Below are 26,284 nucleotides of genomic sequence, written 5' to 3'. Positions count from 1 at the left end.
TCCAATATTAAAAATCCCCAATAAAATGAAGGTTAACTAATTCTCCCTTTTATCCGGGTTAATTGGCATAGTGCCGGTTAACGCGATGAAAAAATTTCCATTTTCACAGATGGTTAAACAGTCACAACTAAAGAAGGATAGGGTGGGAACAATTGTTGCACCACCCAAAGCTAAAATAAATAGTAATATAAGTTGGTATGCACCTATCAATGTAGAATGATTTCAATTTAATAGACAAATCTATGTATAGCTTATGTGTTCATTTTATTTAACAATGGCCTCTCCCAAGCTGGTTGAGTGAAGGAAAGAAAGTCTTTGAGCCATTTCCTCGGGAGTTGTTTGGAAGTCTTCTTTTATCCAAAAGATAAATAGTCCTAAAAGGGCGTAGGTTTCATAGAAATTAATCGCTTCTATATCAAACCATACTTCTTCTTTTAATTGTAACTCACTGCGACTAATGCTAGTAATGGTTTCACAAAAATGGTTTTGTGAACCTGGTATCACTTCGCCAATCAACATAAGGGAGAAGACGAATTGATTTTTTTGTACGTATTCGAAGATGGGAACATTACGTGTTGGGTCAGATAATAAGAAGCTTTTTTTTCCTTTAAAGCTATCACGGAAATATTGAGCGAGTTGTTCTAGGTAGTCTTGAAATATATCTTCTAATAAATGAGAGCTATCTTTATAATGCGAGTAAAATGTCACACGATTACAATTGGCCACTTTAGATATTTCAGTTATTGAGATCTCTTTAAAGTCTTTTTCGGATAACAGCTTTAACATGGCACTTTTTAAATTTGTACGTGTTCGCACGACTCGACGGTCTTCTTTTACCACCATGACTACCACCTTTCATACTGTGTCTTAATAAAGAGTATAACATGAAAAATAGAGCGTTAAGCAAATATTATTTTCATACTCGAAACATTTATTTTGACAACGGATTAGAATTCTGTTAATTTACATATGTAGTATAAAAAACGGTGACAATTTTCCTGGTTTCATGAATAACTTTTAATAGATTAGAGGAGGAATTATACATGGCAAGATTAGAGGGGAAAGTAGCAATTATTACTGGTGCGGCTCAAGGGATGGGTGCGGCTCATGCGCGTCTTTTTATTGAAGAAGGGGCAAAAGTAGTGATTACTGATTTAAACACAGAAAAAGGTGAGGCTGTTGCAAAGGAATTAGGTGAAAATGCTTTATTCGTAAAACAAAACGTAACAACCGAAAGAGACTGGGCAACAGTTGTAGCTAAAGCAGAGGAAGTATTCGGTCCTGTTAATGTGTTGGTTAATAATGCGGGTATTACAATGTCTAAATCATTACTTGAAACAACGGAAGAAGAATATCGTCGTATTGTAGATATTAACCAAGTATCTGTTTTCTTAGGGATGAAAGCGGTTATTCCTTCCATGCAAAAAGCAGAAGGTGGCTCGATCGTTAACATTTCATCAATGAATGGTATTGTTGCCGGTGCAGTCGGTTATACAGATACGAAATTCGCCGTTCGTGGGATTACAAAAGCCGCAGCAATGGAATGCTCTCACTATGGCATTCGTGTAAACTCTGTACATCCTGGAGTAATTGAAACACCAATGATTATTCAAGAGGATACGAAAGCACAAGTAGAAGAATTCGCTAAACATATTCCACTTAAACGCATGGCAAAACCTGAAGAGGTTTCTAACCTGGTATTATATTTAGCATCAGATGAATCAAGCTATTCAACAGGTTCTGAATTCATCGTTGACGGTGGATTAACTGCAATGTAATCAATATAAAAAAAGCGGGGTCTCATATTGACCTCGCTTTTTATTTTATGAACGCAAAGAGCGTCTATATTTATACTGATTGTACTGAAAGTGAATAAAACAGCCAATACAAAAGCCACAAAGAGCAATGGTTGCTGCTAATCCAACAATAATGGCGAAAGAGTAAGATAGTATGGTCCATCCAATGATAGAGCTAATGAATGCAATATTTAAACATACTACAGCAATTAGCTGATTAAATTGTTGTTGTGCTTTATCTTCAGGTATATAAGAGGATAAAGGTTTTTTGAGAAACTTTTTAGCTATCATCATCACCGGATTATTCCCTGTTAGTAAGCCAATCAAGCCAGCAAGTAAAGGAATAAGCAAAATGAAGAATTGCCCTGTAATCAATGTGGCGATTACACTTAAGGTGATTACCCACTGATTCGTTTTAACGAGAGGACGTGGAATAGAAGCGATTTGTTGGTTGTTCATTTTAAAAACCAACCTTTCCAATGTGTTTAGTTCATTATATCATGAAATTTAGTTGATTATACCTATTTTCGCTTCTTTACCAGGACTACTCTTCTTTATCATTCTCGACAATAAACTTTAATTTAGTGAGTTTGTTATTCCAGAATTATTCATAATAATGCAGCCACTGGCTTACTTCTGTTAAAGGTTCTGGATTAATATGATAGATGTTTTCTCTGCCTTTCCTGTGGCTCTTCACTAAGTTGGCATCAGAGAGAATATGCAGATGTTTGGCTACCGCCGTGCGACTGATTGGAAAATGAGCACTGATTGCAGCGATAGATAGTTCTTCTTTTGAAAGTAGCTGGAGAACATGTCTTCTAGTAGGGTCAGCAATTGCCTGAAAAACGTCGTGCTTAATTGCTGTCATGATTGCTCTATTGCCATCCTTAAACGTTTTTGCACGATGGCTTCCCATCCATTATTCATACGTTCACGAATAATTTCGCTTTTTTCATTTGGTTTAGTAAGAATTGTATTCGCTTCTTTCCAACCACTATGAATGAGTGTGAATTTTGTGCTAATGTCTACTTCTTCTAGTAAAAAGGTGACAACCCATCCGTCAGTATCCCAAGAGAAAGATAATTTATTGGGTTCATCAATTACTTATTTATATGGATGTCTATGTGCTTTTCAGTTCACTAAAAAAGCTGCGTAAATAAAATAAACGTTTCACCCAGATACTAAATATAACTCATTTAATGATCTATAATGATTATGATTCTTATTTAGGCCATCCTAGATAAACAGCAAAAAGAATGAGAATAATTCCTAGCGCTAATAAAAACTTATACAACAAATGACGTTTTCTGCGAGAAGTGCCAAGAATGGTGAAGAATATGCCAAGGATGAATGACATGACCATTGTAAGGAATCCCATTTTATTCATTCCTTTCGAGAGTAATTATTCGTTCATGACGATTGGCTACATCTAAATCATGAGTCACTGTAATGATAGTAGTATTAAATTCTTTATTCATATCAAATAGTAGATTGATAATTTTATTTTTATTTTCTAAATCTAAAGATGCAGTTGGCTCATCTGATAAAATTATTTGGGGATTCATAATTACAGCCCTAGCAAAAACAGCTCTAGATCGCTGACCCCCAGAACAATCAAGTGGTTTTTTTTCCAAAATGGACTCTATCCCAATTTTATTAGTAATCCGTTTAAATCGCTCTTGTACAGTTAGGTCTTTTTCAACGTTACCATACATAAGCGGCAGTTTAATATTGTCCTCTATGGTTAAAGAATTAATAAGCGAGGACTCCTGGAGAACAAAACCAATTTTTTGATTACGCCACTCAGCTAGTTTATTTCGGGATAAATCATTAACAGGTGAATCAAAAAGCTTATAATTCCCTTGATAGTCTGTATCAAGTAGACCAAGAATATTAAGCAAAGAAGTTTTTCCAACTCCAGACTCTCCTATAATAGAAAGTCTTTCCCCAGGTTTTACTTCCAAATCAAAGTCATTTAGAATAGAAAAATCTTTCTTCTTGAATGTTTTTTTCTGGATTTCTAGCTTAATTATACTATTCATTGTAACACCCCTACGGATATCGGAATACTTTTGATTTTTTTTATCGTAAGTTCAACAATCACAAATGCAATAATAACATCTATAAAAAGAACAATAAGTAAAGCCATCCAATCCATACTTATTAAACCAAGTATTCCGTAAGTAGCAAAAGTTGAATCGTTTCTTAACCAAGAGCTGTATCTATTATAAGCGGTGATCACAGATACTATGACTAGAATAATAGAGAACAACATTCCAAAATAGCTATAGAAAATTGCTCTTAGTTTTGAATAACTTAATCCAACTAATAAATTGATTGTAAAATCTCTTATCATTAATCGAACACTCACTAAATTATTCCATATAGCTAGACCTACAATGATTATAGTTAAAATAAGGGTGATAGTACAGATGATTATTAATGAATTTAAATAATAATCTTCAAAGAACTCAAAATTTTCTTGTTGATTAAAAAAGTTAAATTCTAAACCTAGATTTTCCTTGATATTTTCTCTTAAATTCATTGCTTCTTCTTTTGTAGAATCTAGAAGTATAAGATCCATTAAACCATTAACGTGGAGGTCAAGACCCGCATTTTGAATAAATTCTTCATTAATAGGTAGAAAAATTGAGAAGTTATGATAATTCTTTGAATTGGGAGCATAAAAATTAGAACTTTGAGCATTCTTCTTCAAAACTCCTTGAACTTTTAAATTAACTAGTTGTTGGGTCACAGGATCCGTGATCTCAATATTTGACCCTACAGGATATGTTTTGGCTAAACCTGCACCTATTAAAACAGGTATGTCATCTTTATTAAATTTATAATTGAAATTTAAGTGGTCTCCTTGAGATAATTCCAATTGATTTATCTTATAAGCCTCTTCATCGATATAATTAAAAGGAACTTCCATCTGATGTTCATTAGGCAATAAAGTAACAAAACCATCGACTCGCAGAGCATAAGTGTAATTGTTGTTTAAGTATTCATATACTTTTTGTGTATCTTCAATCTTAATTCTATTAAAATCAGCTTCACTATCTGGATCTAGATTAGCAATAATAGTCCCTTCTTGATTCAGTTTTTCCATTTCTTCATAGCCTTGAAAAGTTGATATAACTGAACGAACAGTAGTAAAAGAAAGATAATTGGCTAACAAAAGCAATGTTATCATACCCAAAACAAGTAACGGTCTTTTTAAAAATATTTTAAGTATAAAAAAACGTAAAATTCTCATTCTTTTTCCACCTTACCTGCACTAATTAATATATATATAATAAAAATAAAAACTAAGTAGAGATTACTGGTTATATTCAACTCTAAATAGAAGTTTAATAAGAGTGATAGTAAAAAACTAAACACTAATATAGCTAGACTATTCAAGATATACCGAATCACAACATTTACCATAGTATCTCCTACAAGTATTCGGCAGGATATTTCTGTTTTCTTACGATTTAAAAATTGATAGTGAAATACTATCATAACAAATGTAAGAAAAATATTTATTAAAAGCTGATACTCTATAATACTTTCTAAAAAAGTTCTTAAAATATAAGAATCTCCTAAATCCAAAGTTTTTACATAAGTAAATATTAAATTTGTAGAAAAACACATTAGGTAAATAGCAAAAGCCTCGATAACGTCGATAAATCTAAATAAAGAATATTTCAATAGTATCACCTTTTAGTTGACATCAACTACGTAGTTATTATTCATAATTATAGTAATGCGGTATTTTATAAGATTTAAAAGTCGAATCGGGCCCTGTAGAAAAGTACCTATCAGGCCCGAACGATTTCCTATATTATATTACAAAAAAATTATGAATATTAAAATCATAGAAAATTATTTTTTTGCTCCACGACTCCAAGAAAATTTCGTAGTATACTTGTCTCCCCATCTTAAATCGTCCCAAACAGAACCTGTCACTTTACTAGAATAGGCGGTTTTGTTCATTAAAGTTTTACCATTTCGTGAGTATTTAAACGAAGTAGACCTATAAGCCGAACTAGAGTAATTCCAGGCAGCCCCATTATACCTAATTTCAAGAACTTCTTTAGTAGAGGCTCCACTAGAAGAATTTCCGAAAGAGGCCCCAAACGCTGTATTTGCACCTAATCCAATTGAACCAACTACCAATGCCGAGCAAATAAGTTTTGTCATTTTCTTTTTCATATTTCATCCCTACTTTCTATTATTTGTTTACCACGAGTATAAAAATAACATAACTTTCTTTAAATTACAATAATTAGGAGTATAAATAATAATATTTTCACAAATAGTGTAATTATTAACAGGTGCTGCAATTGTAAGTGTCAAACAATCCCCACCTTTTCATTAGGTGGGGATTGTTTTATGATTTATTTATTCGTTTTCGTAAAACAAGAGGCTGCCAATGACTTGGACCATGGAAGAATGGCGTCTCTGTAAACAGGAACTTCAAATACTCATAAGGAATTATTCCATTTTCTTTCGTCTTTTTCTACAATACTATACGTTACAGCACTTGCTTGAGCTTCTTTTGGCGTATTGGCAAACATCCAGGCCCGATCCGATTATCTTGTTTGATTATCATTAAACAAGAGCGAGTAAGCATCCGAAGAGATTCCTCTCTCCGTTTGAAGGATATCTATATGTGGATGGATATGCGGGTTATCACGGCATTCTTTTAAAGCGATGATGAGGGAAGGTAAGATAAGAGAGGAGGTGTTGGTATGATTATCTTTCGAGAGGCAAAAAGAGAGGATTTAGAAAGAATTGTTCAATTATTAGCAGATGATATGTTAGGAACAGGTAGAGAAGATGTGTCCATCCCCCTGCATCAGGCATATGAGCAGGCGTTTGAAGCGATTAGCAAAGATAAACATAATGAATTAATAGTAGCAGAATGGGATGAGAAGGTTGTCGGTGTTTGTCAATTGACCTATATCCCTTATTTAACCTATCGTGGATCCTGGAGAGCAATCATTGAAGGTGTCCGCATAGCAAGTGAATGTAGAGGAAAAGGTTTTGGTGAAGCCCTTATAAAAGAGGCCATAGTTAGAGCGAAAGAAAAAGGAGCGCGGCTTGTACAATTAACAACAGATAAGCAACGATCTCAGGCGAAACATTTTTATGAGAAAATAGGGTTTAAAGCAACGCATGAGGGGATGAAGTTGAAATTGTAAATCTACACTTGGGTTGTAGCCGTAATGAGATTCCTTCTAAAAGATCTTTTAGAAGGAACCTATAAGCCTATTAAAACAATTGTAAGTCATAGGGATTTATACTTTTTCTATGACATTTGTAGCAATATGTGCAGCGAACATTTTCGCGGGTGAAGGAAGGGACTCTTTTGCGAGCCAAGTTTCAGGCTTCCAAATTCCCGCTCGGTTAAATGAGTTAGCGCAATGGAGGAAACATTCTTCAACTTCAACAGCGATCCCTAAGAGCGGTGCCTTTCCTTTATCGGCCATTTTAGCTAGGATGTCTTCATCTTGAATAATCGAAGCTTTTCCATTAATTCTTAATGTTTCATTTAGACCAGGAATGATAAATAATAGACCAACTTGTGGGTTGCTTAAGATGTTGTGCATACTGTCTAATCTCCTGTTACCCGGTCTATCAGGTATAACTAGATGCTTCTCATCTAACACTTGTACGAACCCAGGGTAATCTCCACGTGGCGAGTTGTCACATTGCCCGTCTTTATTCGTTGTTGCTAAAAAAAGAAACGGTGAACGAGCAAGAAAGTCTTTGCAATGTTCATCGATTATAGATATGACCTTATTAGCAGCTGCTTTACTTGGGGGAGTGAATAGAGCTTCTAATTCTTCTTCTGATTGAATGACATTGTTGAACATTTGTTGCCTCCTTTAATTTAACAGTCGTTGATTGTCTTATGTTTATTATACGGGGGAACAGCTAAATAAAAAAGAAGCGATTGCGAATAGACTGAAAAACTATTAGTCTATTTCGCTCGCTTCTTTTTTTATTTCTATTGTACTTAGCCTAGATAGGCATTAAGCATCCAAATATGTTTGTCTAAAGAATTGATTAAGCCAACTGCATAATCTTCAACTGCTGGTTCCTCTTCTTCATCCGCTAGCTTCGTAATCTCTTTTAATTCAGCACGTAACTGTTGATAATCACTGATCAAGTTCTCAACCATTTTTTCTGCTGATTTTTCATCAAGGTTTTCTTTTAGTGTAGCTACCTCAAGATATTCTTTCATTGACGCAACTGGTTTGCCACCGATTGTAAGAATGCGTTCAGCTATTTCATCGACTACCTCAGCTGCCTCATTATATAACTCTTCAAATTTTTCATGTAGTGTAAAAAAGTGTGGACCTGTCACATACCAGTGGTAGCGATGTAACTTCGTATAAAGTAGGCTCCAGTTAGCAACTTGTGTATTTAGGGCAGCGTTTAATTTCGTATCTAATGTAATCATTATTTAGTCATCTCCTCAAGAATGTTTTGTCTTAATTACATTATAACTGATTTAAAATTAAAATCAATACTTAATTATAATAATTATAATTAAGTAATTAATTTAATCTATTTTTGATATAGTGTGTTGTAATGAAGAGAATAATAATGAATATAGCCATATAAATGGTCAAAGATGTAAAGTGGTCTTTTATGAAAGGTACAGCTTTATTGCCTAATTGATGGATGAGAAAAGCTTCAAAATAAAACCTTGCGCCCCTTCCAATCGTCGCCCATAATATAACGGTCTGTATATTCATTTTTGAGATACCAGATAAAATCGTAAATATTTTAAACGGTAATGGTGTAAAGGCAGATATCAGAATGGCCAATGGACCAAGTTTTTTAAAGTAAAGTTCTACTTTCATAATTTGTTGCTCTTTAAAAAGTGCTCGTAGGACAGGCCTGCCAACTCGTAAGCCGATATACCAGCCAAAGATTGCACCGACAACAGAAGCGAAAGTAGTGAGAAAAGCGTACCAATACACGTGCTCACTATCTGCTAGTCCCATTGGAATCAAAAGTAAATCAGGAGGAATGGGGAAGAAAGAAGAGTCAGCGAACGAAACGAAAAACAGTCCAAACACACCATATTCCAATAACCATTCTTTAAGTAAATGTAAAATTTCTTGCATATATGAAAACCCCTTTTTAAGATTACATGGTTTGTCCTTTAGAAATTATATGTGCACTTTTTCTTTTCATTACTATGGGGTATGATGGGGATGGTTGTTTGCATAGAAAGGTGATGGAATTGTGGAATTGATATTGTTTTTTCTACTAGGTGCCTTAATCAGTGTGTTGTCAGGTTTTTTTGGCATCGGTGGAGGGTTTATATTAACACCATTATTAATGCTCATTGGACTTGCCCCTATTGAGGCAATTGCGACAAGTTTGTTATTTACAATTGGGAGTTCATCTTCTGGGATTATCGGTCATATAAAATTAAAAAATATTAATTGGAAAGCAGGGATTATTTTAGGGGTGAGTGGGATCATTGCTACCCAAATTGCCCATCCTTTTGTTGTCTTTTTAGATGCTCATCAGTTAGATGAATGGGCGATTCCTGTTATGTATATTGTGTTGCTTTCTTTCTTTTCTGTTCAAATGTTTAAGAAGAAAAATACGCAGCAAGGAGTGAGCGGGTTAGTTCAACCTTCCATATTAAAAATGGTCTTAATCGGCTTGTTTGCAGGGTTTGTCTCCACTTCTTTAGGTGTAGGTGGAGGGTTTATTATTGTACCAATGTCGATCGCCTTTCTAGGTATGTTACCTAAGAAGGCGGTAGGAACGAGCTTATTTGCAGTCCTATTTATTGTTTCAGCAGGTTTCTTATCCTACGCATTCACTGTAGAAATTAATTATTTTATGGGAATATTCTTACTTGTTGGTGGGCTTCTAGGTTCTCAATTCGGAGCTAGATCAACCGATGTTTTTGAAAACAAAGAAATTACTACATTACTAGCATTTCTATACTTAACGACGATTTTGAGTGTGGCACTTAAGGCATTTGAACAAAATATTTTGGGATTAATCATCGTTGTCCTTTATCTTCTCTACTTTTTCACTGTTCTAGGGAAAAGACATATTGCTCATTGGCGAGAAGAAAAAGGGTACTCTTAAACAGGGACATACAGGGTAGGCTTTGGTTTAGTGTGAATAAGAAATATGACGAAGTAAGCCTGTTTTCAGCTCTTTCCTGATAGATCGCATTTTTCAATAGGCTACATATTGTAGCCGCACTATTTTTGGTGGTAACTAACTGTGTACTTTTGCTTCATTCAATCAAATAGCTCCCAATTGGCTAAAGAGGGAGCTGGTGTGCAAGGTGAAATTACATCTCCTGAGGTGCCTTCATACCAAGTAAATGCAGACCGTCAGTTAAGATGATTGTTACTGCTTTGACAAGACCGAGTCTCGAAGATAAATGTTCATCTTTATGAAGTATTTTTTCGTTAGCGTAGTATTTGTTAAAGCTTTGCGCTAGACTAATTAAATATTTGGCAATGATGGACGGTGCTGATTTTTCATGGGCAAGGACGAGCTTATCTGGATAAAGGGATAAAAGTTTAGCTACTTGCCAAGCGTATTCACTTGATAAACCTTCTATTTTATAAGTCTTTTGCTGACTTTTGTGTAAAATAGATTGCGCTCTAGCTTGTGTATACTGTACATACGGACCGGTTTCCCCTTCGAATGTTAACATGTCTTCTAAAGAAAATTCTATTTGTTTCATTCGTTCATTCTTTAAATCATGAAAAATAATTGCTCCTACACCAACAGCTTTAGCTACCTCATCTTTGTTTTTTAGATGAGGATTTTTTTGTTCAATATTTTCTGAAGCTAATTGTATGGCATCTTGTAGTACTTCCTCCAATAATATGACACGACCTTTTCTTGTCGACATCTTCTTACCTTCTTGTAAATACAACCCAAATGGGATGTGATGGATATGTGTCGCCCAGGAATGCCCCATTTTAGATAATACGGCTTTGACTTGTTGGAAGTGGATGGACTGCTCTGGACCAACGATATAGAGAGCCTCGTCAAATTGGTATGTTTGTTTACGATAAATGGCCGCCGTAATATCGCGTGTAGCATATAGAGTCGCTCCATCTGATTTCTTAATTAAGCAAGGAGGTAGATTTTCATCTGATAAGGGTACGATTTCTGCTCCATCAGAGGTGCATAGCAAGTCAGATTGTTGCAGTGTATCGACAATCGCGTTCATTTGATTGTTATAAAAGGCCTCCCCATGATTAGAGTCAAAAGAGACACCGAGCAGTTGATAGGTTTTCTCGAATTCTTTTAAAGATTCGTCTCTAAACCACGACCAAAGTTGCTTTGCCTCCGCATCATCAAGTTCAAGTTTTCTGAACCAAGCTCTTGCTTCTTCATGCAAGTGGGGATGTTCCTCAGCTTTCTCGTGAAATTTTACGTATAATTGGAGTAATTCCTTAATTGGCTCCTTCTTAATTAAAGCTTCACTTCCCCAATACTTATAGGCGGTAATGAGTTTGCCAAATTGTGTGCCCCAGTCGCCTAAATGATTAATCCTAACTGTATCATATCCATGCTTTTCTGCTATAAGTGCAAGGGAATGACCAATGACTGTCGAACGAAGATGCCCCATTGAGAATGGTTTGGCGATATTTGGGCTAGAGTAGTCTACTACGATTGTCTTACCTTTACCGCTTCCTGATTGTCCGTAATTCTCTCCTTGATGTAGTACGGCTTGAATAATGAGTTGACTGATTGCTTTTTTATTAAAAAATATATTTACATATGGCCCAATAGCTTCAACATGATCTATCCATTCATGAGTTAGCTTTCCTGTTAAGTCTTTTGCTAATAGATTTGGGTTTTCTTTATAAATCTTTGCTAGTGCAAAACATGGGAAGGAGAGGTCGCCATGTTCGGATGTTTTAGGCGTTTCTAACAAGCGACGAATCTCACCTTCACTTAAGGCGTTATCTATTGCAACTTGAATACTTGAACTGATGGTCTTTTTCATATCTATCACCTTTTTCACCTCCAAAAAATATAGAAAACATAAAAAAGCCCGTCTCTCATAATTTGAGAGACGAGCCTTAAACCCGCGGTACCACTCTAATTGTTCGTAACGAACCCCTTTACTACTTGCCTGTAACGGGGCGAACAACCGACATGACCTACTTGGATTCTGCCATGCTTCTATCGAAGTGCGCTTCAATGTGGCTTTTCTCGCAGGCTCTCACCATCCCTGCTTCGCTTTAGAATTCACCTACATCTACTCTCTTCGTCACTGAATTTCCGTTTGATTTTCCATTATTATACGCTAGATATTTAAAAAAGCAACCTTAAGATGCACGATAATATTTAGAGCTGTCTTGGAACATATAACTCTTTTGGTGAAATCTAATGCTAAAAATAAGCCCCATAGCCATCATATTGCCGATTAAGGAACTACCCCCATAACTAATAAAAGGAAGAGGAATACCTGTAATCGGTAATACTTGAATGGTCATCCCGATATTTTGAAATACATGGAACGTAATATAACTAATAACGCCCACGCAGACATAAGTATTAAATGGGTCATTGACTGATAAGGCAATTTTCGTTAAGTGGAAAATAAGTATAAAATATAAGCATATCACGACACTTGCTCCAATAAAGCCGTATTCTTCACCAATGACACTGAAAATAAAGTCTGTGTGAACATCGGGGATATAAACTTGTCTCTCATAAAAACCTTTACCACCCAATTCTCCCGAGCCGATAGCATGAAGAGAATTGTACAGTTGTAAGCCAGCTCCTTGTTTATGTGTATACGGATCTAACCAAGCATAAATCCGCATTAATTGGTAGTTATCCACTGATAGATACTTTAATAATGTTTCAGGAGCCCAAATAATGTAATAGATGATGGTTCCACCTACAGCTGCAACCGTTCCGTAAACAGGGAGGATAATTTTCCAAGTAATACCGGACACAAGTAGAATCCCCGTGAAAATAGCGATAATAACGAGCGCCGTACCCAAATCTTCTAAAATGATTAGTCCTAGCGGAACACAAGTAACGAGCCCAAGTTTAATAAACAGTATAAGGTCATTTTTTACCGTTTTCATGGTGTATTTTGCATAATGATCTACAATCACTTTACTTAGTGCGAGGATAAGAAATATTTTAAAGAACTCGGATGGCTGCAAAGAAGGTCCTGGCAGACCGTTGTACCAGAGCTTTGCACCTTTTACTTCATAGGCAAGGGACTCTGGTGCGATAAAAAGTCCTGCTTGAAGTATTGTGCCAATACCGAATAAGATCCAGGTCATTCGCTTTATCTGATCAGAATCAAAGTACATAATGGCTGCGATCACAATCATACCTATACTATAAAAGATTATTTGTTGTAGCACGAAGTTATCTGGATACTGTGCTGTTGTTTGCCCGCTATAAATAGCAGTGCAACTAATGATGCAGAACAAAAATAATATTAGGGCTAATGTCCAATCAAAGCGATCATTCTTTTTTTGTATACGATCCATATATAAACACCTATCTTTATTTTATACATTAAGGTCATGCTACGAACAGAAAAAAACCATTAGGAATCTTCTGCAAGGGAATATGTTTAAACGTATATATAGACGTACAGAATTGAAAAAGAGTTTCCTTATTTACAATATAAAATAAAAAAGTAATGTTAAGTTAAGTAGGAAATAAACATTGTGGCAATACCAAAATACGTAACAAGTGAGAAAATGTCATTTAATGTTGTGATAAGAGGCCCGGAAGCTATGGCTGGATCTATCCCGAATTTGTATAACAATAAAGGGATAGTGGCTCCCGAAAGTGTCCCGATAATTAAAGTTAGAAGTAGGGAAACTCCGACTACTAAGCCTAAATAAATATTTCCTTGCCAAAAAAATGCAATCAGCGCGATTAAAATACCACAAGTGACACCAATAATCACACCTACCCCTAACTCCCTAAGGATCAGTTTCGTAACCACTTTTTTATTTAAATCATTGGATACAAGTCCTCGGACAACTACTGCTAATGATTGCGTACCTGTGTTACCTGTCATACCAGAAATCATGGGCATGAAAAAGGCGAGGGCTACGACTTGCGATAAAGTAGCCTCATACCCGCTTATGATACTGCCTGAAATAATGCCGATGAATAATAAAAGAATGAGCCACGGTAACCTTCGATAAGCGGCGACGAAAGCTTTCGTATCAAAGTCAATTGCCTTACCCGAAGCGGATAGCTTTTCAATATCTTCATTCGCTTCTTGGACCACAACATCCATCAAGTCATCAACAGTGGCAATACCCATTAGCACATTTTCTTCATTCACAATTGGAATAGCAAGGAAATCATATTTTAAGACCATGTTTGCAACTTCTTCTTGGTCTGTCGTCACTGCAGCTGAGATGACCCGCTCATACATAATGTCTTGGATGACCTCGAGAGGCTCTGCGATTAGTAAGTCACGATGAGAGACAACCCCAACTAATTTTCTGTCTTGATCAATCACGTATAAATAATTAATCGTTTCAGCATATTCTGCAAAGGATTTTAACTTTTCTACTGCTTCTCGGACTGTGTAATAATCACGAATCCATACAAAACGGTTAGTCATTAAGCGCCCGGCAGTTTCTGGTGGATAGGTCATCATATTCTGAATGATGCGAGATTCACTTTGTTTCATACCGGCAAGGAGATTTTCTATTTTCTCAGCTGACATATCATGAAGTAAAAGGGCAAGGTCGTCATTATCCATTAAATCCAAGACTTTTCCTGTTTTCTCATTTTCTAATTTATTTAAAACCTCTAGCTGCATGTCTTTATTCAATTCCTCTAGCAACTGGGCAAGGCGGTCAGCAGTCATAAATAATAAGAAACGTTTTTTATGCTTTTCAGGCAGATGATCATAAGCTTGAGCAATATCATACGGTTGCAGTTCATCTAAAATCCTGTTAAATTCTTTTTGTTTATTATCCTTTAATGCTTTGATGATCAATAAAGCGATTTGGTTTTCTGTCATCGTCTGAATCATAAAGCTCAAGTCCTTTCAACCGAGGATATACCTTAAATTGTAAACGGAGATTACATGCTTATCTTACCATTCTTTAACTGGGAAAATCATGATTTTTTTTAAGTAATATATGGTTTAAAAGTTAAGATTGTATGCTAATCCATTAGTTATTTTCATAGTATGTGTTAGAAGTGGAATGTTATCATTGGTTTGATACAAAAAGGCTTTTTTAGGGTATGAACAAAATTCAGGAATTGAAATAGTTATTTTGTAATGTTTTTTTAATAATCGTATTTCCTTATCTTTGCTAAAATGAAATGGATGAAATGAAGCATTGTATCGGTTGTTTATGATTGACATGTAGTTAGTATAAATTATTGCAGTAAAACGAAATAGTGTGTGGTATGAGGGTAATAACTAAGGTGGTACTATTGAATTTGCTCTTCGTCTTTCTATTTTCAGTTCGGAGGTTTCTAAATTGCGAAAGAAAAATCATAGTGTTCGAGATCTCATCTATATCTTATTAAACGAAAAGGACCAGTCCGTTATTTCTTATGGAATTGAATTTTCTGAGTTTATGCAATCATTACAGAACAGGACTGGGCATCTTCTATTAGTGAAGCACCAGTATGATAATGGGGAACTGAATGTACATACCATGTTTGATTGGGTGGCTCATGAAGACCTGCCAGCACTCATAAACGAAGATGTTTATAGTTATGGTGATTTTTGCTGGATAGATTTCGAGGAGGAAGAATCGTTAAATGAATTGCCCGCTCAAGCAATTGCTGAGCTCCTATATCTTAGTCATGTAAAGGAGCATTTAAAGAAACCTTTCTATAACCATTTAAGCAATCGTTATTGTTATTTAGCGCATGATGATGGTTGGTTAAATAAGGTCTATTACCGAGACTGGCAGGACTTTTACAAAATGCTTGGCGACGTTGCTGCTATGAAGATGGAGCATTTAAAAGTAGAAAAATCTTTATTAGGCCTAAAAAAGAAAAAAACATATCCACAAGTTCCAGAAGGCGCGTTAAGGGCATTAAGAAATTTAATGAAGGAAGGCCTGGTGATTTCTTTTGAACAGAGTGAGCAGACACGTACAAAAATTAATATACCGCTCTGGACAGTTGGAGATTTCGCTAATATGGATGATATGTATGATGAGTTCGAAGCAATGAGGAAGGAAGCCACGCCAGACGCGAGATTGGTTTTTGATAAAAAACTGAAAGAATGGCAAGTAACTGATTCATAAAAATAATAATGCACCACAAAATATGATAAGGTATAATAAAATCGACAGAAAATTGTAGATTTAAGGAAATAGGTGTCAATTTTTGACTTAATAGGGGAAATTGGTGTAAAACCAATGCGGTCCCGCCACTGTAACTGGTTAATAAACAAAGACAACTGCTATATAGGTTCTATAGGAGGAGCCTTTGATTATAAACCATAAGCCAGGAAACCTGCCTATCTTCCATAAACACTGTAACCTACGAGGATAGGGGGTGTTTGGTAAGGCTTCTTTGTCGTGATTATTCCTTCCAAACATCTCCTACTACTGGGGATGTTTTATATTTTAAGGAGGGTCAATCATGAAGAAATGGTATTTATTTTTAGTCTCGATTTTACTATCAGCAGGTATTCTTGCTGGATGTGGGAATGACACAGCTGAGCCGAAGAAAGATGGAGAAGAGAAGGTTGAAGAGAGTACTGAAACTAGCGCTTTTCCTGTAACAATAACGGATGCTGCGGATCAAGAAGTGGTGATTGAAGAGGAACCAGAAGCGATTGTTTCGTTAATCCCGAGTAATACTGAAATCGCTTTCGAATTAGGGTTAGGTGAGAAGGTAGTCGGTGTATCTGATTTTGATAATTATCCAGAAGAAGTGGCTGATATTGAAAAGATCGGTGGACAAGAATTTAATGTAGAAGCAATTATTGCTTTAAATCCAGATGTTGTATTAGCACATAATTCAGGAGCACATAATAGTACTGAAGGCTTAGATCAATTAAGAGATGCTGGTATTCCTGTTCTTATTGTCAATGATGCACAAAATTTTGAAGAAGTATATGACTCCATTGAAATGATTGGTAAAGCAACAGGAGCAACAGAAGAAGCAAGTCAAACAGTTGAGGGAATGAAAACCCGTTTGGCAGAAATCGAAGAAAAAGCAAAGTCTGTTGAAGAGAAAAAATCTGTCTTTGTTGAAATCTCTGCAGCTCCTTCTTTATATACTGCCGGTCAAAAAACATTTATTGATGATATGCTCAATTTGATCCAAGCGGAAAATGTAATTGAAGAAGAAGGTTGGCCACAAATTGACGAGGAAGCTGTCATCGAAAAGAATCCTGATGTGATTATCACTACATACGGGTATTATACGGAAAATGCGGTAGAAACCCTTTTAAGCCGAGAAGGTTGGCAAGATGTAACAGCCGTTAAAGAGAAGCAAGTCTATGATGTGCACTCTGATAAGGTAACTCGTACAGGTCCTAGACTTGTAGAAGGAGTAGAGGAGCTTGCAAAAGCGATTTACCCAGAAGTATTTAAATAATAGAGGTGTTGCTTATCTCTGTGCGTTCGTTTTCTTATGTGTAGCAATGATGATGGGGATTTCTATAGGCACTGTTTCAGTGCTACCGTTAGATATATTCAATATCATTGGAGCGGAAATCTTACGTTTACCGATAAGTAATGATGTTAATCCAATGCATAGTAATATTGTTATGAATATTCGCTTGCCTAGAGTAGTATTGGCGGGCTTTGTCGGGGCATCACTTGCAATTGCAGGTGCTGCCTTTCAAGGTTTATTAAGGAACCCTTTAGCTGACCCTTATACATTGGGGGTGTCTTCAGGAGCTTCTGTTGGTGCTGTATTAACGATCTTTCTCGGTTTATCCATTCCGTTTGTAGGCACCTTTACTTTACCGTTATTTAGTATTACAACAGCTTTTCTAACGATAATTGTTGTCCTTTTCTTTGCGCGACAAATTGATCGTGGCATGAGAGTAGAGACAATCATTTTAACCGGTATTATCTTCAGTTCTTTTCTAGGTGCATTTATTTCCTTAATGATTGCTTTAACGGGGGATGAACTGAGACAGATTATTGGGTGGTTGTTAGGAAGCGTATCGATGAGAGGTTGGGACTATGTTCAAATCATCCTTCCTTTCTTTATCATTGGGTCTGCGATGCTCATTGCCAATAGCAAGGAATTAAATGCGATGTCATTCGGCGAAGAAAGAGCTCGTCATATCGGGGTAAATGTACAGAAACGTAAGATGATGGTCTTAATTGCCGGATCGATTTTAACAGGTGCCGCTGTAGCAGTGTCAGGTACAATCGGATTTGTCGGCTTAGTCATTCCGCATCTAACCAGATTGCTATGGGGACCAGACCATAGACACTTGCTTCCTTTATCGATGATGACAGGTGCTGGGTTTTTAATACTTGCTGATTTATTTGCAAGAACAATCATTTCACCTACTGAGTTACCTATTGGTGTCATTACTGCGTTAATTGGTGCACCAGTTTTTGCTATCATTCTAATTAAAAGAAGAGCGGAAGGCAGAGGATAATGTGATGATGTATAGCTTACGACAAATTAACGGTGGTTATGGAGGCAAGCAGGTCATTCATGATGTTTCCTTTGAAGTAGAGAAAGGACAGTTATTTGGCATACTTGGACCGAATGGGAGCGGCAAATCGACGGTTTTAAAGATGCTAAGTGGTCTTATACCGGTCACATCTGGTGAAGTTTATTTAAAAGATCAACCAGTACAAAATTATAACACGAAGGAAATAGCGAAAATCGTTGCTGTCCTACCTCAACATGCCGAACATAGTTTTTCTTATACAGTAAAGGAAATTGTATCGCTTGGCCGCTATGCTCATCAAAGTGGTTGGTTCCAAACATGGTCTGAAGATGATGAAGAAGTTGTGCAACAATCGATGAAACAAACAGGTGTACAGCATTTTGCACATAAAAATATAACTGAGCTATCAGGTGGAGAGAGACAACGTGTGTTTTTGGCACAAAGTCTCGCACAAGAACCAGAAATATTATTACTTGATGAGCCAACCAATCATTTAGACTTATCTTATCAAAAAGAATTGCTAGATATGTTAAAAGAGTGGACTGAGAAAAAGGGTTTAACGGTCCTATCCATTTTTCACGATTTAAATTTAGCCGGTTTATATTGTGATCAAATCGTTTTATTAAATGATGGAAAAATAGTCTCTAATGATAAACCTAATGAAGTATTGCAAGAAGCACGTATTATAGAAGTCTATGAGACTGAAGTGAAGAAGCACGGACACCCGAAAGTACCAGCACCTCAAGTAGTCCTAATACCTGAGGAGAAATGGCAAAATGAAGAGATTATTACACCGGCTATATTAATGGTGAATGAAGAATATATTACACTTCAGTCTGCCCAACCTCTAAGGGTAATGTCATCAGGCGTTGTTGGTTCTGGCATTGGCTGGTATCAAACATTTGTTAATCGCCATGTTGATAAAAGTTATAACTGTGATGATTTTTATGAGGAGATGGTAGATTTTCTTATAGAAAAAGGGTTTGAGCCTTCGGAAACGGTTGGGATGATGACAGCGGTGTATACGGATGATGTGATCTACGGATTTTACGAAATGGATCTGTTCTCTGTGTTGATCGTGGTAACAGCAGGTGTAGGAAACGCTGTCGATGCTTCGATGGCGAGCAAACATAAAGAGGTAGTAACCCCAGGCACTATAAATAGTTGGATATTTGTCAATGGTCATCTTTCTGAAGAGGCATTTATTCAAGCAATGATGACGGCAACTGAAGCGAAAGCAAAAGTATTAATGGATTTAGAAGTACGAGACAAAGAAACCGGGACAGTTGCCACGGGCACATCTACGGATAGTATCTTAGTTGCTGCAACACAAAGCGGAGAGAAAATAGATTTCGCTGGAACAGTTACACCCCTAGGAAAAATAATTGGAAAAGGTATTTACGAATGTACACAAAAAGCGATTCACAAGAGTCGTAAAAGAAAAAAGGAAACAGATGATGATTGAACATTTAATCGCATTAACAGTAGCAGTGGTCATTGACCGATTCATAGGTGACCCGCCGCAATGGCCGCATCCTGTAAAGTGGATGGGTTCTTTAATAGGATTTTTAAGGAAGAAATGGAATATAGGGGAGCATAGAAAATGGAAAGGTGTAGCTATGTTAACAACCGTCTTATTGATTGTATTAGTTATATCGATAAGTATTGTGGTGATTGCCTATGCGGTCCACCCTATCGTGGGAATATTATTTGAGGCGGTGTTAATCGCAACTACCATCGCCCAAAAAAGTTTAAAGGAAGCGGCAATAGAAGTGTACGAGCCTTTAAAGAAGGAACAATTAAGTGAGGCAAGGCAAAAGCTTTCATATATTGTTGGTAGGGATACAGACGAGCTAGATGAAGCGGAGATTGTTAGGGGAACAGTTGAAACAGTAGCAGAAAATACAAGTGATGGGATTACTGCCCCGTTGTTCTTTGCATTAATTGGTGGTGCACCATTTGCCTTAGTTTATCGCGCTATTAACACTTGTGACTCAATGGTCGGTTATAAAAATGAGAAATACATTGATTTTGGCTGGGCGTCTGCAAAGCTTGATGATGTGGTGAACTGGGTGCCGAGTAGACTGACAGCATTTTGTATGCTTCTCGTGAATAAGCCGAGATTTATACAAAGGAAAGAGAGTTTTCAATTAGTGATGAGCGATGCGAAAAAACATCCAAGCCCCAATAGTGGCTGGGGAGAAGCAGCTGTGGCTTATTTATTAGGCGTTCAGTTAGGTGGTAAAAATACATATGAAGGGCATGTTTCTTATCGTGCCACGATGGGGGAAGCCAATATGCCATTATCAAGGAATCATATTGTAGAGGCGAATACTATTATTACTAAGACCATTCCACTGTATCTCTTTATCTTATGGCTAGGGGGTGTTTTGATTGCAATGGCCTAAGCATGGTGCGAATCCACAATATTTATACGAAGTATTAAAGTTAGATATGCCCGCAAAAACAATTGACTTTAGCGCGAATATTAACCCATTAGGGCCTCCACAAGTTGTAAAAAGGCAATGGTCAAGCTTACTTTCATCATTATACGAATACCCCGATCCGTTTGCCACAAGATTAACAGAGCGTATCAGTAAAACCACATTACTTCCAAAAGAAAATGTTCTCATTGCCAACGGTGGAGCCGAAATCATCTCAATGATTGGGCAATTATTTGCGAGAAAGCGTGTAATGATTGTCCAACCTGCTTTTTCCGAATATGAGACAGCTTGCCGAGCGAATGCGTGTGAAATCACCTATTTCTTCTTAAATAAGAACTGGCATTTAGATATAGAAGGTTTGATAGCTACTTTTAAGGAGATTGATGTAGTTTTTTTGACGAACCCGAATAATCCGACGGGTAAATACTTCTCGAAAGATTCAATCAAACGTTTGATTGAAGCCGCAGAATGTCTAGGTGTTTACCTCATTGTCGATGAAGCTTTTTATGATTTTGTGGATAAGTATGAAGCGATCTCACCGTTATTACTGCAATACGATCAATTAGTTATTATTCGCTCTATGACTAAAATGTTTGCCATTCCTGGGATTCGCTTAGGGTATGTGCTCGCGAATGAACAATTTATAACTGACTTAAGGGCAATACAACCGCATTGGAGTGTCAATAGTGTGGCGCAGGAAATAGGGTTACTGTGTATTGAGGATAATAACTTTCAGAAGAAAACACGTGAGTTGATGAAGGTAGAACGGAAGAAAATCTTTTCTTTTTTAACACGTAATGATTACCTACATTCAGATTCATCTACCAATTTTTACTTACTAAAAGATTCATTTTCCAAAGAAAGCGAGAGCCTTTTTCTTTTTTTATTAGAAAAGGGACTGATTCCAAGGCATACATACAACTTTCCCGGATTGGAAGGAAATTGGCTTAGACTAGCAATAAAATCACCGGCTGAAAACATTCGATTGATGGAGGCATTAAAGCGATGGCGCGAATCATCTTTATAAGCGGAGGAGTAAGAAGTGGTAAGAGTCAGCTTGCTGAGAAGTTGGCAATTGATAGGGCTCACTACCATGGGAAGCAATTACATTACATCGCGACAGCTCAACCAAGCGATAAAGAAATGGTGTTGCGCATTAAGCATCATCAAAAGCATAGGCAAGAGAGTGGTAAGAAGTGGATGACATGGGAACAACCAAGAAACGTTCACCAACTAGCTACCCACTACTCTTCAAACGATATTATTCTTCTAGATTGCCTAACAACTCTGCTTAATAATGAGTTTTTTTATGAAAATCGCTGGTCTGATTACGAATTTCAACAACAAATTTTTAAAAATCTTGTCCAAGGAATAAAAGAACTTTCGAGTAAAGTCGATACGTTAATTCTCGTAAGTAACGAAATATTCCATGATGTGATAAGTGATGAACCACTTGTACTTGTGTATGGAAAGATGTTAGGACGACTCCATCAAAAAATCGTGGCACTTGCAGATGAAGCTTATCTAGTAGATGCTGGCTGTCTCATTCAGATGAAAGGAGGAGAAGAATATGAAAGGCTTAATGGTCGTTGGAACAGCCTCTGATGTGGGGAAAAGTATGATTGCCACAGCTATATGCCGAGCCTTAGTAGAAGAGGGTGTGCGTGTTGCTCCGTTTAAATCACAAAATATGTCTAATAATTCTTATGTAACAAAAGATGGCAAAGAAATTGGACGGGCACAAGGTATACAAGCAGAAGCTGCAAAAATAGAGGCAACCGTCTATATGAATCCAATTCTCTTAAAACCAACATCAGACTCGACTTCTGAAGTCGTTTTGTTTGGGAAAGCTGAGACCATTCAGTCTGGTCGGGACTATAGAGCATCTTTCTATGAAAAGGGGCTAGAGGCGATTACGATAGCACTTAATAGACTAGAAAACACTTATGATGCGATTGTGATGGAAGGTGCCGGCTCTCCTGTAGAAATTAATTTAAAAGATCGTGAGTTAGTCAATATGAAAGTGGCTGAGATGGCAGATGTGCCTGTGTTGTTAGTAGCTGATATCGATCGAGGAGGCGTGTTTGCGAGTATCGTTGGGACGTTATCATTACTAGAAGAAAACGAAAGAAGTCGAGTGAAAGCGATTATTATTAATAAATTTAGAGGAGATCTGTCTCTATTTGCGGACGGTAAGAAGTGGATAGAAGATCACTGTGGTATTCCAGTTATCGGTGTGATGCCATATTTACATCATCATATGATCGATGCAGAGGATTCCTTATCTATACAGGTTTCTAAAAAGGATAACCCAATAGATATTGCTATATTGAAACCACCGTATCTTTCAAATTTTACCGATATGGACCCGTTTTTATATGAAGATGATGTATCTTTCCGCTGGGTTAATCATAGTGATGAAATGGGCATGCCTGATGCTGTCATTTTACCAGGAACGAAAAGCACGATTCATGATTGGCAATATTTCTGTGATAGAAAGCTCGATAAATGGTTAAAGGATTATATAGAAAATGGCGGCAGAGTCATCGGAATTTGCGGTGGTTTTCAAATGTTAGGTAGGCGATTAGCCGACCCTTATGGTGCGGATACGGGAATTGAAGGGAAGGAGATAAATGGACTCGGGGTAATTCCAGCTGACACCACTTTTATCACTGAAAAAACAACCATTCAAGTGGAAGGAACGCTTTACCCCAAGTTAAAAGGCTCATTTGTACAATCATTAAAAGGATATGAAATCCATTTAGGCGAAACAGTAGTAGAGAATCATGATAGGCATTATTTTCTGAAAAAAGCGGATGGCCATTATGATGGATATACAAGTAAAGGTGGCAAGGTTATTGGTACATATATGCATCATGTTTTTCATCACGATGAATGGCGTGCACATTGGTTAAATCAGATTCGCGTAGATAAAGGTTTGCCTTTAAAAGACCCGGTTTATATCAGTAACAAGAAGGATAAAAAGTATGCAGAACTAGCAGCACACTTTAAATCAAATATTGACTTTGATCTTCTTAAAGAAATCATCGGTATAGAGGATCACACCTTATGAAAATATGGCTAAAAGGATTATTAATTAATTTGCAATTCTTCACTGCCATTCCGATTCCTCTCCAATTACCGATGGATAATAAGCATTTAAATGGCGCGATTAAAACGTTTCCATTGTTAGGTATCATACAAGGTGTCATCTATGGGCTTATATTTTATTTGTTATTAATGATTTCTCCTTTTTCGCCATTAGCAGCTGCCATTTTTCTTTGGGTGACATTAATCGTTGTCACTGGAGGGATTCATTTAGACGGTTGGATGGATGCAAGTGATGCATACTTTTCCTATGGTGATCGACAAAAGCGATTAGAAGTGATGAAGGATCCAAGAGTTGGTGCTTTTGGTGTGCTATCGGTCATTCTCTTATTAAGTACAAAACTATTTTTTATTTATGAAATTGCTATTAAGTTTGAAAGCACATCTGTTTTCTTTTTTATTGCTTGTATTCCTTTTTTTAGTCGTATGGTCATGGGCATGATGCTAGTGAAGGTGAAGACAGCTAAAAATAGTGGGTTAGGTAAAATGTTTCAGGATGCAGCTACTTTGAGAAGTGTTGTGATGTATGGTGTATATATTTTACTAGTTGCAATAGGGCTGTTCTTCTTTTTTCCTTCCCTTATATTCGGATTTACTTGCATGTTAATCATTTCATTATGTTTGTTTATGATTATGAAACAAAAAAGCGTAGGTTGGTTTGGGGGCACAACAGGCGATGTCATTGGTGCATGTGTGGAAGGAGTGGAATGGAGTTTATGGATGGTTCTTTGGTTATCACATTATTTCGTCATGGGATGACAGAGGCCAATAGGAGGAAAGCTTATCTAGGGTGGAGTGATTCTCCGCTTGTTTCGGCGAAAGCTATCGTCCCGATAGTACCCCCTTGCGATATCATTGTAACAAGTGATTTAGGTAGATGTATTGAAACGAGTAAGAAATTATTCCCTAATGAACCGCTTGTCTTGATGAGTGATTTGAGAGAACTTAACTTCGGTGAATGGGAAGGCTGTACGTATGAGCAATTAAAGAATCATCAACCATATCGAAAGTGGTTAAATCATTGGCAAACCTTATCACCTCCTGATGGAGAAAGTTATAGTGAATTTAGTCAACGACTTGATCACGCCTGGGACTCATTAGTAGCAGAAGCGTTGGAGAAAGCAATTTCAACAATGGCGATTGTCACGCACGGTGGAGTGATCCGCCATATCTTACATACGAAAGTAAAAAATACAAAAGCTTTTTGGGACTGGAAGATTCCTTATAGTGGAGGCTATCAAATCGATGTTAAATTGAAAGGGGGAGAGATTATATGCACTTTGTTACAGGAGGAGCCTATAACGGAAAGGGAGAATGGGTAGAAAAACAATATGGTATTCACCGAGCAAGCCATTTCTGGTATTCCGCCTACCGTAGTTCGGCACCACCTGAAGTAGAAAATTTTACAGATATTGATGGTGTAATTGTATGGGAAGGAATAGAATATTGGGTAAAGGATGTATTAACTTACAGTCGAGAAGAGGAGATACAACAAAGAGTACAGCAATTCCTCGTTGATTTTGCAGCATGGGAAAACAGCAAACGTACACGCAAAGTCATCTTAATTGGTACGGATATAACAAAGGGCATTGTACCAGTAGATGAGAAAGATCGACTTTTACGGGATGTTTGCGGACGAGTGTATCAAAAAATGGCAAAACAGGCAACGCAAATGGATATTATTTGGTATGGTATAGCACAGAAAATTAAATAAGGGAGTGGGCGATTAGATGAGAATTTATACGAGAACAGGAGACAAAGGAAAAACGAGCATTATTGGCGGCAGAGTAGAAAAGGACGATATACGTGTTGAAGCCTATGGTACAGTTGATGAAGTCAATTGTTTTGTCGGTCAGGCTGTAACTGAGTTGGATCAAGCAAAATTCGCAGACGTCTTGGATGATTTAGAGAAGATACAACATGAACTTTTTGACTGTGGTGGAGACTTAGCAAACGTAACAAAGACACGTGAACTGAAGCTAAAACAAGAGTCCATTGATTATTTAGAAGAGAGAATTGATGTGTTTATTGCAGAAGCACCAGAATTAGAACGTTTCATCTTGCCAGGAGGTGCCAAGGCATCTGCTTCTATTCACATAGCAAGAACCGTCACAAGAAGAGCAGAAAGATTAGTCGTATCACTTAAGAAAACAGATGATACTGTTCCGGATGTAGCTGTTATGTTTTTAAATCGCTTATCTGATTACTTTTTTGCATTAGCCCGCGTCATCAACTTTCGCTTAGGGAATCCGGATGTAGAATATGTACGTAGTGCGAAAGTGTTCCGTGGAGGTAAAAGAAAAGGGGAATAAGTG

28 protein-coding genes, 2 pseudogenes, 1 riboswitch and 1 other annotated feature are annotated in these 26,284 nt (G+C 36.9%); of the genes and pseudogenes, 17 read left to right on the top strand and 13 right to left on the bottom strand.

What is annotated here, in order from left to right:
• Window positions 1–264: 264 nt before the first annotated feature.
• Window positions 265–843 carry a TetR/AcrR family transcriptional regulator gene (locus LCM23_RS18050; protein ID WP_095370861.1) on the bottom strand — a complete coding sequence of 193 codons (579 nt, stop codon included), beginning with the start codon at window positions 841–843 and terminating at the stop codon, window positions 265–267.
• 200 nt (window positions 844–1,043) lie between these two features.
• On the opposite strand from LCM23_RS18050, the gene LCM23_RS18045 reads away from it, so the two are divergent.
• Window positions 1,044–1,778: a glucose 1-dehydrogenase gene (locus tag LCM23_RS18045; RefSeq protein ID WP_224938159.1), complete on the top strand. Its 735-nt coding sequence runs from the start codon at window positions 1,044–1,046 to the stop codon at window positions 1,776–1,778.
• Between the two features lie 45 nt (window positions 1,779–1,823).
• Here LCM23_RS18045 and LCM23_RS18040 read toward each other — a convergent pair whose 3' ends face one another.
• From LCM23_RS18040 to LCM23_RS18015, 6 genes and pseudogenes are all read right to left on the bottom strand, one after another.
• On the bottom strand, window positions 1,824–2,255 hold the full coding sequence (locus LCM23_RS18040) for a DUF4395 domain-containing protein (protein ID WP_224938158.1): 432 nt from the start codon (window positions 2,253–2,255) through the stop codon (window positions 1,824–1,826).
• A gap of 145 nt (window positions 2,256–2,400) precedes the next feature.
• Window positions 2,401–2,664: an ArsR/SmtB family transcription factor gene (locus tag LCM23_RS18035; protein WP_224938321.1), complete on the bottom strand. Its 264-nt coding sequence runs from the start codon at window positions 2,662–2,664 to the stop codon at window positions 2,401–2,403.
• Window positions 2,661–2,897 (bottom strand): annotated as a pseudogene (locus LCM23_RS18030) (SRPBCC family protein); the annotation flags it as partial. The pseudogene LCM23_RS18030 and the gene LCM23_RS18035, both read right to left, overlap by 4 nt.
• 278 nt (window positions 2,898–3,175) lie before the next feature.
• The gene (locus tag LCM23_RS18025; protein ID WP_224938157.1) at window positions 3,176–3,838 is read right to left on the bottom strand and encodes an ABC transporter ATP-binding protein; all 663 of its coding nucleotides are present in this window, start codon (window positions 3,836–3,838) and stop codon (window positions 3,176–3,178) included.
• On the bottom strand, window positions 3,835–5,055 hold the full coding sequence (locus LCM23_RS18020; protein ID WP_224938156.1) for a peptide ABC transporter permease: 1,221 nt from the start codon (window positions 5,053–5,055) through the stop codon (window positions 3,835–3,837). The genes LCM23_RS18025 and LCM23_RS18020 overlap by 4 nt, the downstream gene beginning before the upstream one ends.
• 611 nt (window positions 5,056–5,666) lie before the next feature.
• Window positions 5,667–5,996, bottom strand: coding sequence for a hypothetical protein (locus LCM23_RS18015; protein WP_224938155.1), 330 nt, complete (start codon window positions 5,994–5,996; stop codon window positions 5,667–5,669).
• Between the two features lie 220 nt (window positions 5,997–6,216).
• Between LCM23_RS18015 and LCM23_RS26225 the strand changes: the two genes are divergently transcribed.
• From LCM23_RS26225 to LCM23_RS18005, 3 genes and pseudogenes are all read left to right on the top strand, one after another.
• Complete coding sequence (locus LCM23_RS26225) at window positions 6,217–6,399, top strand: hypothetical protein (protein WP_370873341.1); 183 nt, start codon at window positions 6,217–6,219, stop codon at window positions 6,397–6,399.
• A pseudogene (locus LCM23_RS18010) lies at window positions 6,373–6,480 on the top strand (IS66 family transposase); the annotation flags it as partial. The gene LCM23_RS26225 and the pseudogene LCM23_RS18010, both read left to right, overlap by 27 nt.
• Window positions 6,481–6,535: 55 nt before the next feature.
• Window positions 6,536–6,988, top strand: a complete 453-nt coding sequence (locus tag LCM23_RS18005) for a GNAT family N-acetyltransferase (protein WP_224938154.1) — start codon at window positions 6,536–6,538, stop codon at window positions 6,986–6,988.
• Window positions 6,989–7,084: 96 nt separating this feature from the next.
• Here the strand turns inward: LCM23_RS18005 and LCM23_RS18000 are convergent, their stop codons facing one another.
• From LCM23_RS18000 to LCM23_RS17990, 3 genes are all read right to left on the bottom strand, one after another.
• Window positions 7,085–7,663, bottom strand: a complete 579-nt coding sequence (locus LCM23_RS18000) for a pyridoxamine 5'-phosphate oxidase family protein (RefSeq protein ID WP_224938153.1) — start codon at window positions 7,661–7,663, stop codon at window positions 7,085–7,087.
• Window positions 7,664–7,806: 143 nt separating this feature from the next.
• The gene (locus LCM23_RS17995; protein ID WP_224938152.1) at window positions 7,807–8,253 is read right to left on the bottom strand and encodes a Dps family protein; all 447 of its coding nucleotides are present in this window, start codon (window positions 8,251–8,253) and stop codon (window positions 7,807–7,809) included.
• A gap of 97 nt (window positions 8,254–8,350) precedes the next feature.
• The gene (locus LCM23_RS17990; RefSeq protein ID WP_224938151.1) at window positions 8,351–8,926 is read right to left on the bottom strand and encodes a YqaA family protein; all 576 of its coding nucleotides are present in this window, start codon (window positions 8,924–8,926) and stop codon (window positions 8,351–8,353) included.
• 121 nt (window positions 8,927–9,047) lie between these two features.
• On the opposite strand from LCM23_RS17990, the gene LCM23_RS17985 reads away from it, so the two are divergent.
• Complete coding sequence (locus LCM23_RS17985; RefSeq protein ID WP_224938150.1) at window positions 9,048–9,914, top strand: sulfite exporter TauE/SafE family protein; 867 nt, start codon at window positions 9,048–9,050, stop codon at window positions 9,912–9,914.
• Window positions 9,915–10,125: 211 nt separating this feature from the next.
• On the opposite strand, the gene argS is transcribed toward LCM23_RS17985, so the two are convergent.
• The 3 genes from argS to mgtE form a co-directional block, all read right to left on the bottom strand.
• A complete protein-coding gene (gene argS, locus LCM23_RS17980) occupies window positions 10,126–11,811 on the bottom strand; it encodes an arginine--tRNA ligase (RefSeq protein ID WP_404294370.1) in 1,686 nt (561 codons plus the stop codon).
• A 56-nt stretch (window positions 11,812–11,867) separates the two neighbouring features.
• Window positions 11,868–12,085 (bottom strand) — a binding site (T-box leader).
• Between the two features lie 45 nt (window positions 12,086–12,130).
• Window positions 12,131–13,318, bottom strand: coding sequence for an FtsW/RodA/SpoVE family cell cycle protein (locus LCM23_RS17975; RefSeq protein WP_224938149.1), 1,188 nt, complete (start codon window positions 13,316–13,318; stop codon window positions 12,131–12,133).
• 158 nt (window positions 13,319–13,476) lie between these two features.
• Window positions 13,477–14,835, bottom strand: coding sequence for a magnesium transporter (gene mgtE, locus LCM23_RS17970; RefSeq protein WP_224938148.1), 1,359 nt, complete (start codon window positions 14,833–14,835; stop codon window positions 13,477–13,479).
• Between the two features lie 457 nt (window positions 14,836–15,292).
• Between mgtE and LCM23_RS17965 the strand changes: the two genes are divergently transcribed.
• From LCM23_RS17965 to LCM23_RS17910, 12 genes are all read left to right on the top strand, one after another.
• Window positions 15,293–16,072, top strand: a complete 780-nt coding sequence (locus LCM23_RS17965; RefSeq protein ID WP_224938147.1) for a hypothetical protein — start codon at window positions 15,293–15,295, stop codon at window positions 16,070–16,072.
• Between the two features lie 53 nt (window positions 16,073–16,125).
• Window positions 16,126–16,305: riboswitch (cobalamin riboswitch) on the top strand.
• 107 nt (window positions 16,306–16,412) lie between these two features.
• Entirely contained in the window at window positions 16,413–17,375 is a 963-nt protein-coding gene (locus tag LCM23_RS17960; protein ID WP_224938146.1) for an ABC transporter substrate-binding protein, read from the top strand.
• Window positions 17,341–18,399, top strand: a complete 1,059-nt coding sequence (locus tag LCM23_RS17955; protein ID WP_224938145.1) for a FecCD family ABC transporter permease — start codon at window positions 17,341–17,343, stop codon at window positions 18,397–18,399. The genes LCM23_RS17960 and LCM23_RS17955 overlap by 35 nt, the downstream gene beginning before the upstream one ends.
• Window positions 18,400–18,406: 7 nt before the next feature.
• Window positions 18,407–19,882, top strand: a complete 1,476-nt coding sequence (locus LCM23_RS17950) for a heme ABC transporter ATP-binding protein (protein WP_224938144.1) — start codon at window positions 18,407–18,409, stop codon at window positions 19,880–19,882.
• Entirely contained in the window at window positions 19,872–20,825 is a 954-nt protein-coding gene (gene cbiB, locus LCM23_RS17945; protein WP_224938143.1) for an adenosylcobinamide-phosphate synthase CbiB, read from the top strand. Before LCM23_RS17950 ends, cbiB begins: the two co-directional genes overlap by 11 nt.
• Window positions 20,812–21,888: a threonine-phosphate decarboxylase CobD gene (cobD, locus tag LCM23_RS17940; protein WP_224938142.1), complete on the top strand. Its 1,077-nt coding sequence runs from the start codon at window positions 20,812–20,814 to the stop codon at window positions 21,886–21,888. Before cbiB ends, cobD begins: the two co-directional genes overlap by 14 nt.
• Window positions 21,867–22,466: a bifunctional adenosylcobinamide kinase/adenosylcobinamide-phosphate guanylyltransferase gene (locus LCM23_RS17935; protein ID WP_224938141.1), complete on the top strand. Its 600-nt coding sequence runs from the start codon at window positions 21,867–21,869 to the stop codon at window positions 22,464–22,466. Before cobD ends, LCM23_RS17935 begins: the two co-directional genes overlap by 22 nt.
• Window positions 22,432–23,934 carry a cobyric acid synthase gene (locus LCM23_RS17930; RefSeq protein WP_224938140.1) on the top strand — a complete coding sequence of 501 codons (1,503 nt, stop codon included), beginning with the start codon at window positions 22,432–22,434 and terminating at the stop codon, window positions 23,932–23,934. Before LCM23_RS17935 ends, LCM23_RS17930 begins: the two co-directional genes overlap by 35 nt.
• Window positions 23,931–24,728, top strand: coding sequence for an adenosylcobinamide-GDP ribazoletransferase (gene cobS, locus LCM23_RS17925; RefSeq protein WP_224938139.1), 798 nt, complete (start codon window positions 23,931–23,933; stop codon window positions 24,726–24,728). The genes LCM23_RS17930 and cobS overlap by 4 nt, the downstream gene beginning before the upstream one ends.
• Entirely contained in the window at window positions 24,686–25,291 is a 606-nt protein-coding gene (locus LCM23_RS17920) for a histidine phosphatase family protein (protein ID WP_224938138.1), read from the top strand. Before cobS ends, LCM23_RS17920 begins: the two co-directional genes overlap by 43 nt.
• Window positions 25,243–25,683 carry a bifunctional adenosylcobinamide kinase/adenosylcobinamide-phosphate guanylyltransferase gene (locus LCM23_RS17915; RefSeq protein ID WP_224938137.1) on the top strand — a complete coding sequence of 147 codons (441 nt, stop codon included), beginning with the start codon at window positions 25,243–25,245 and terminating at the stop codon, window positions 25,681–25,683. The genes LCM23_RS17920 and LCM23_RS17915 overlap by 49 nt, the downstream gene beginning before the upstream one ends.
• Before the next feature lie 16 nt (window positions 25,684–25,699).
• Complete coding sequence (locus LCM23_RS17910) at window positions 25,700–26,281, top strand: cob(I)yrinic acid a,c-diamide adenosyltransferase (RefSeq protein ID WP_095370838.1); 582 nt, start codon at window positions 25,700–25,702, stop codon at window positions 26,279–26,281.
• Window positions 26,282–26,284: the final 3 nt, after the last annotated feature.

This window comes from Cytobacillus kochii (genome assembly GCF_020171845.1).
Lineage (GTDB): Bacteria > Bacillota > Bacilli > Bacillales > Cytobacillaceae > Cytobacillus > Cytobacillus kochii.
This window is presented reverse-complemented; position numbering and strand designations above follow the sequence as displayed.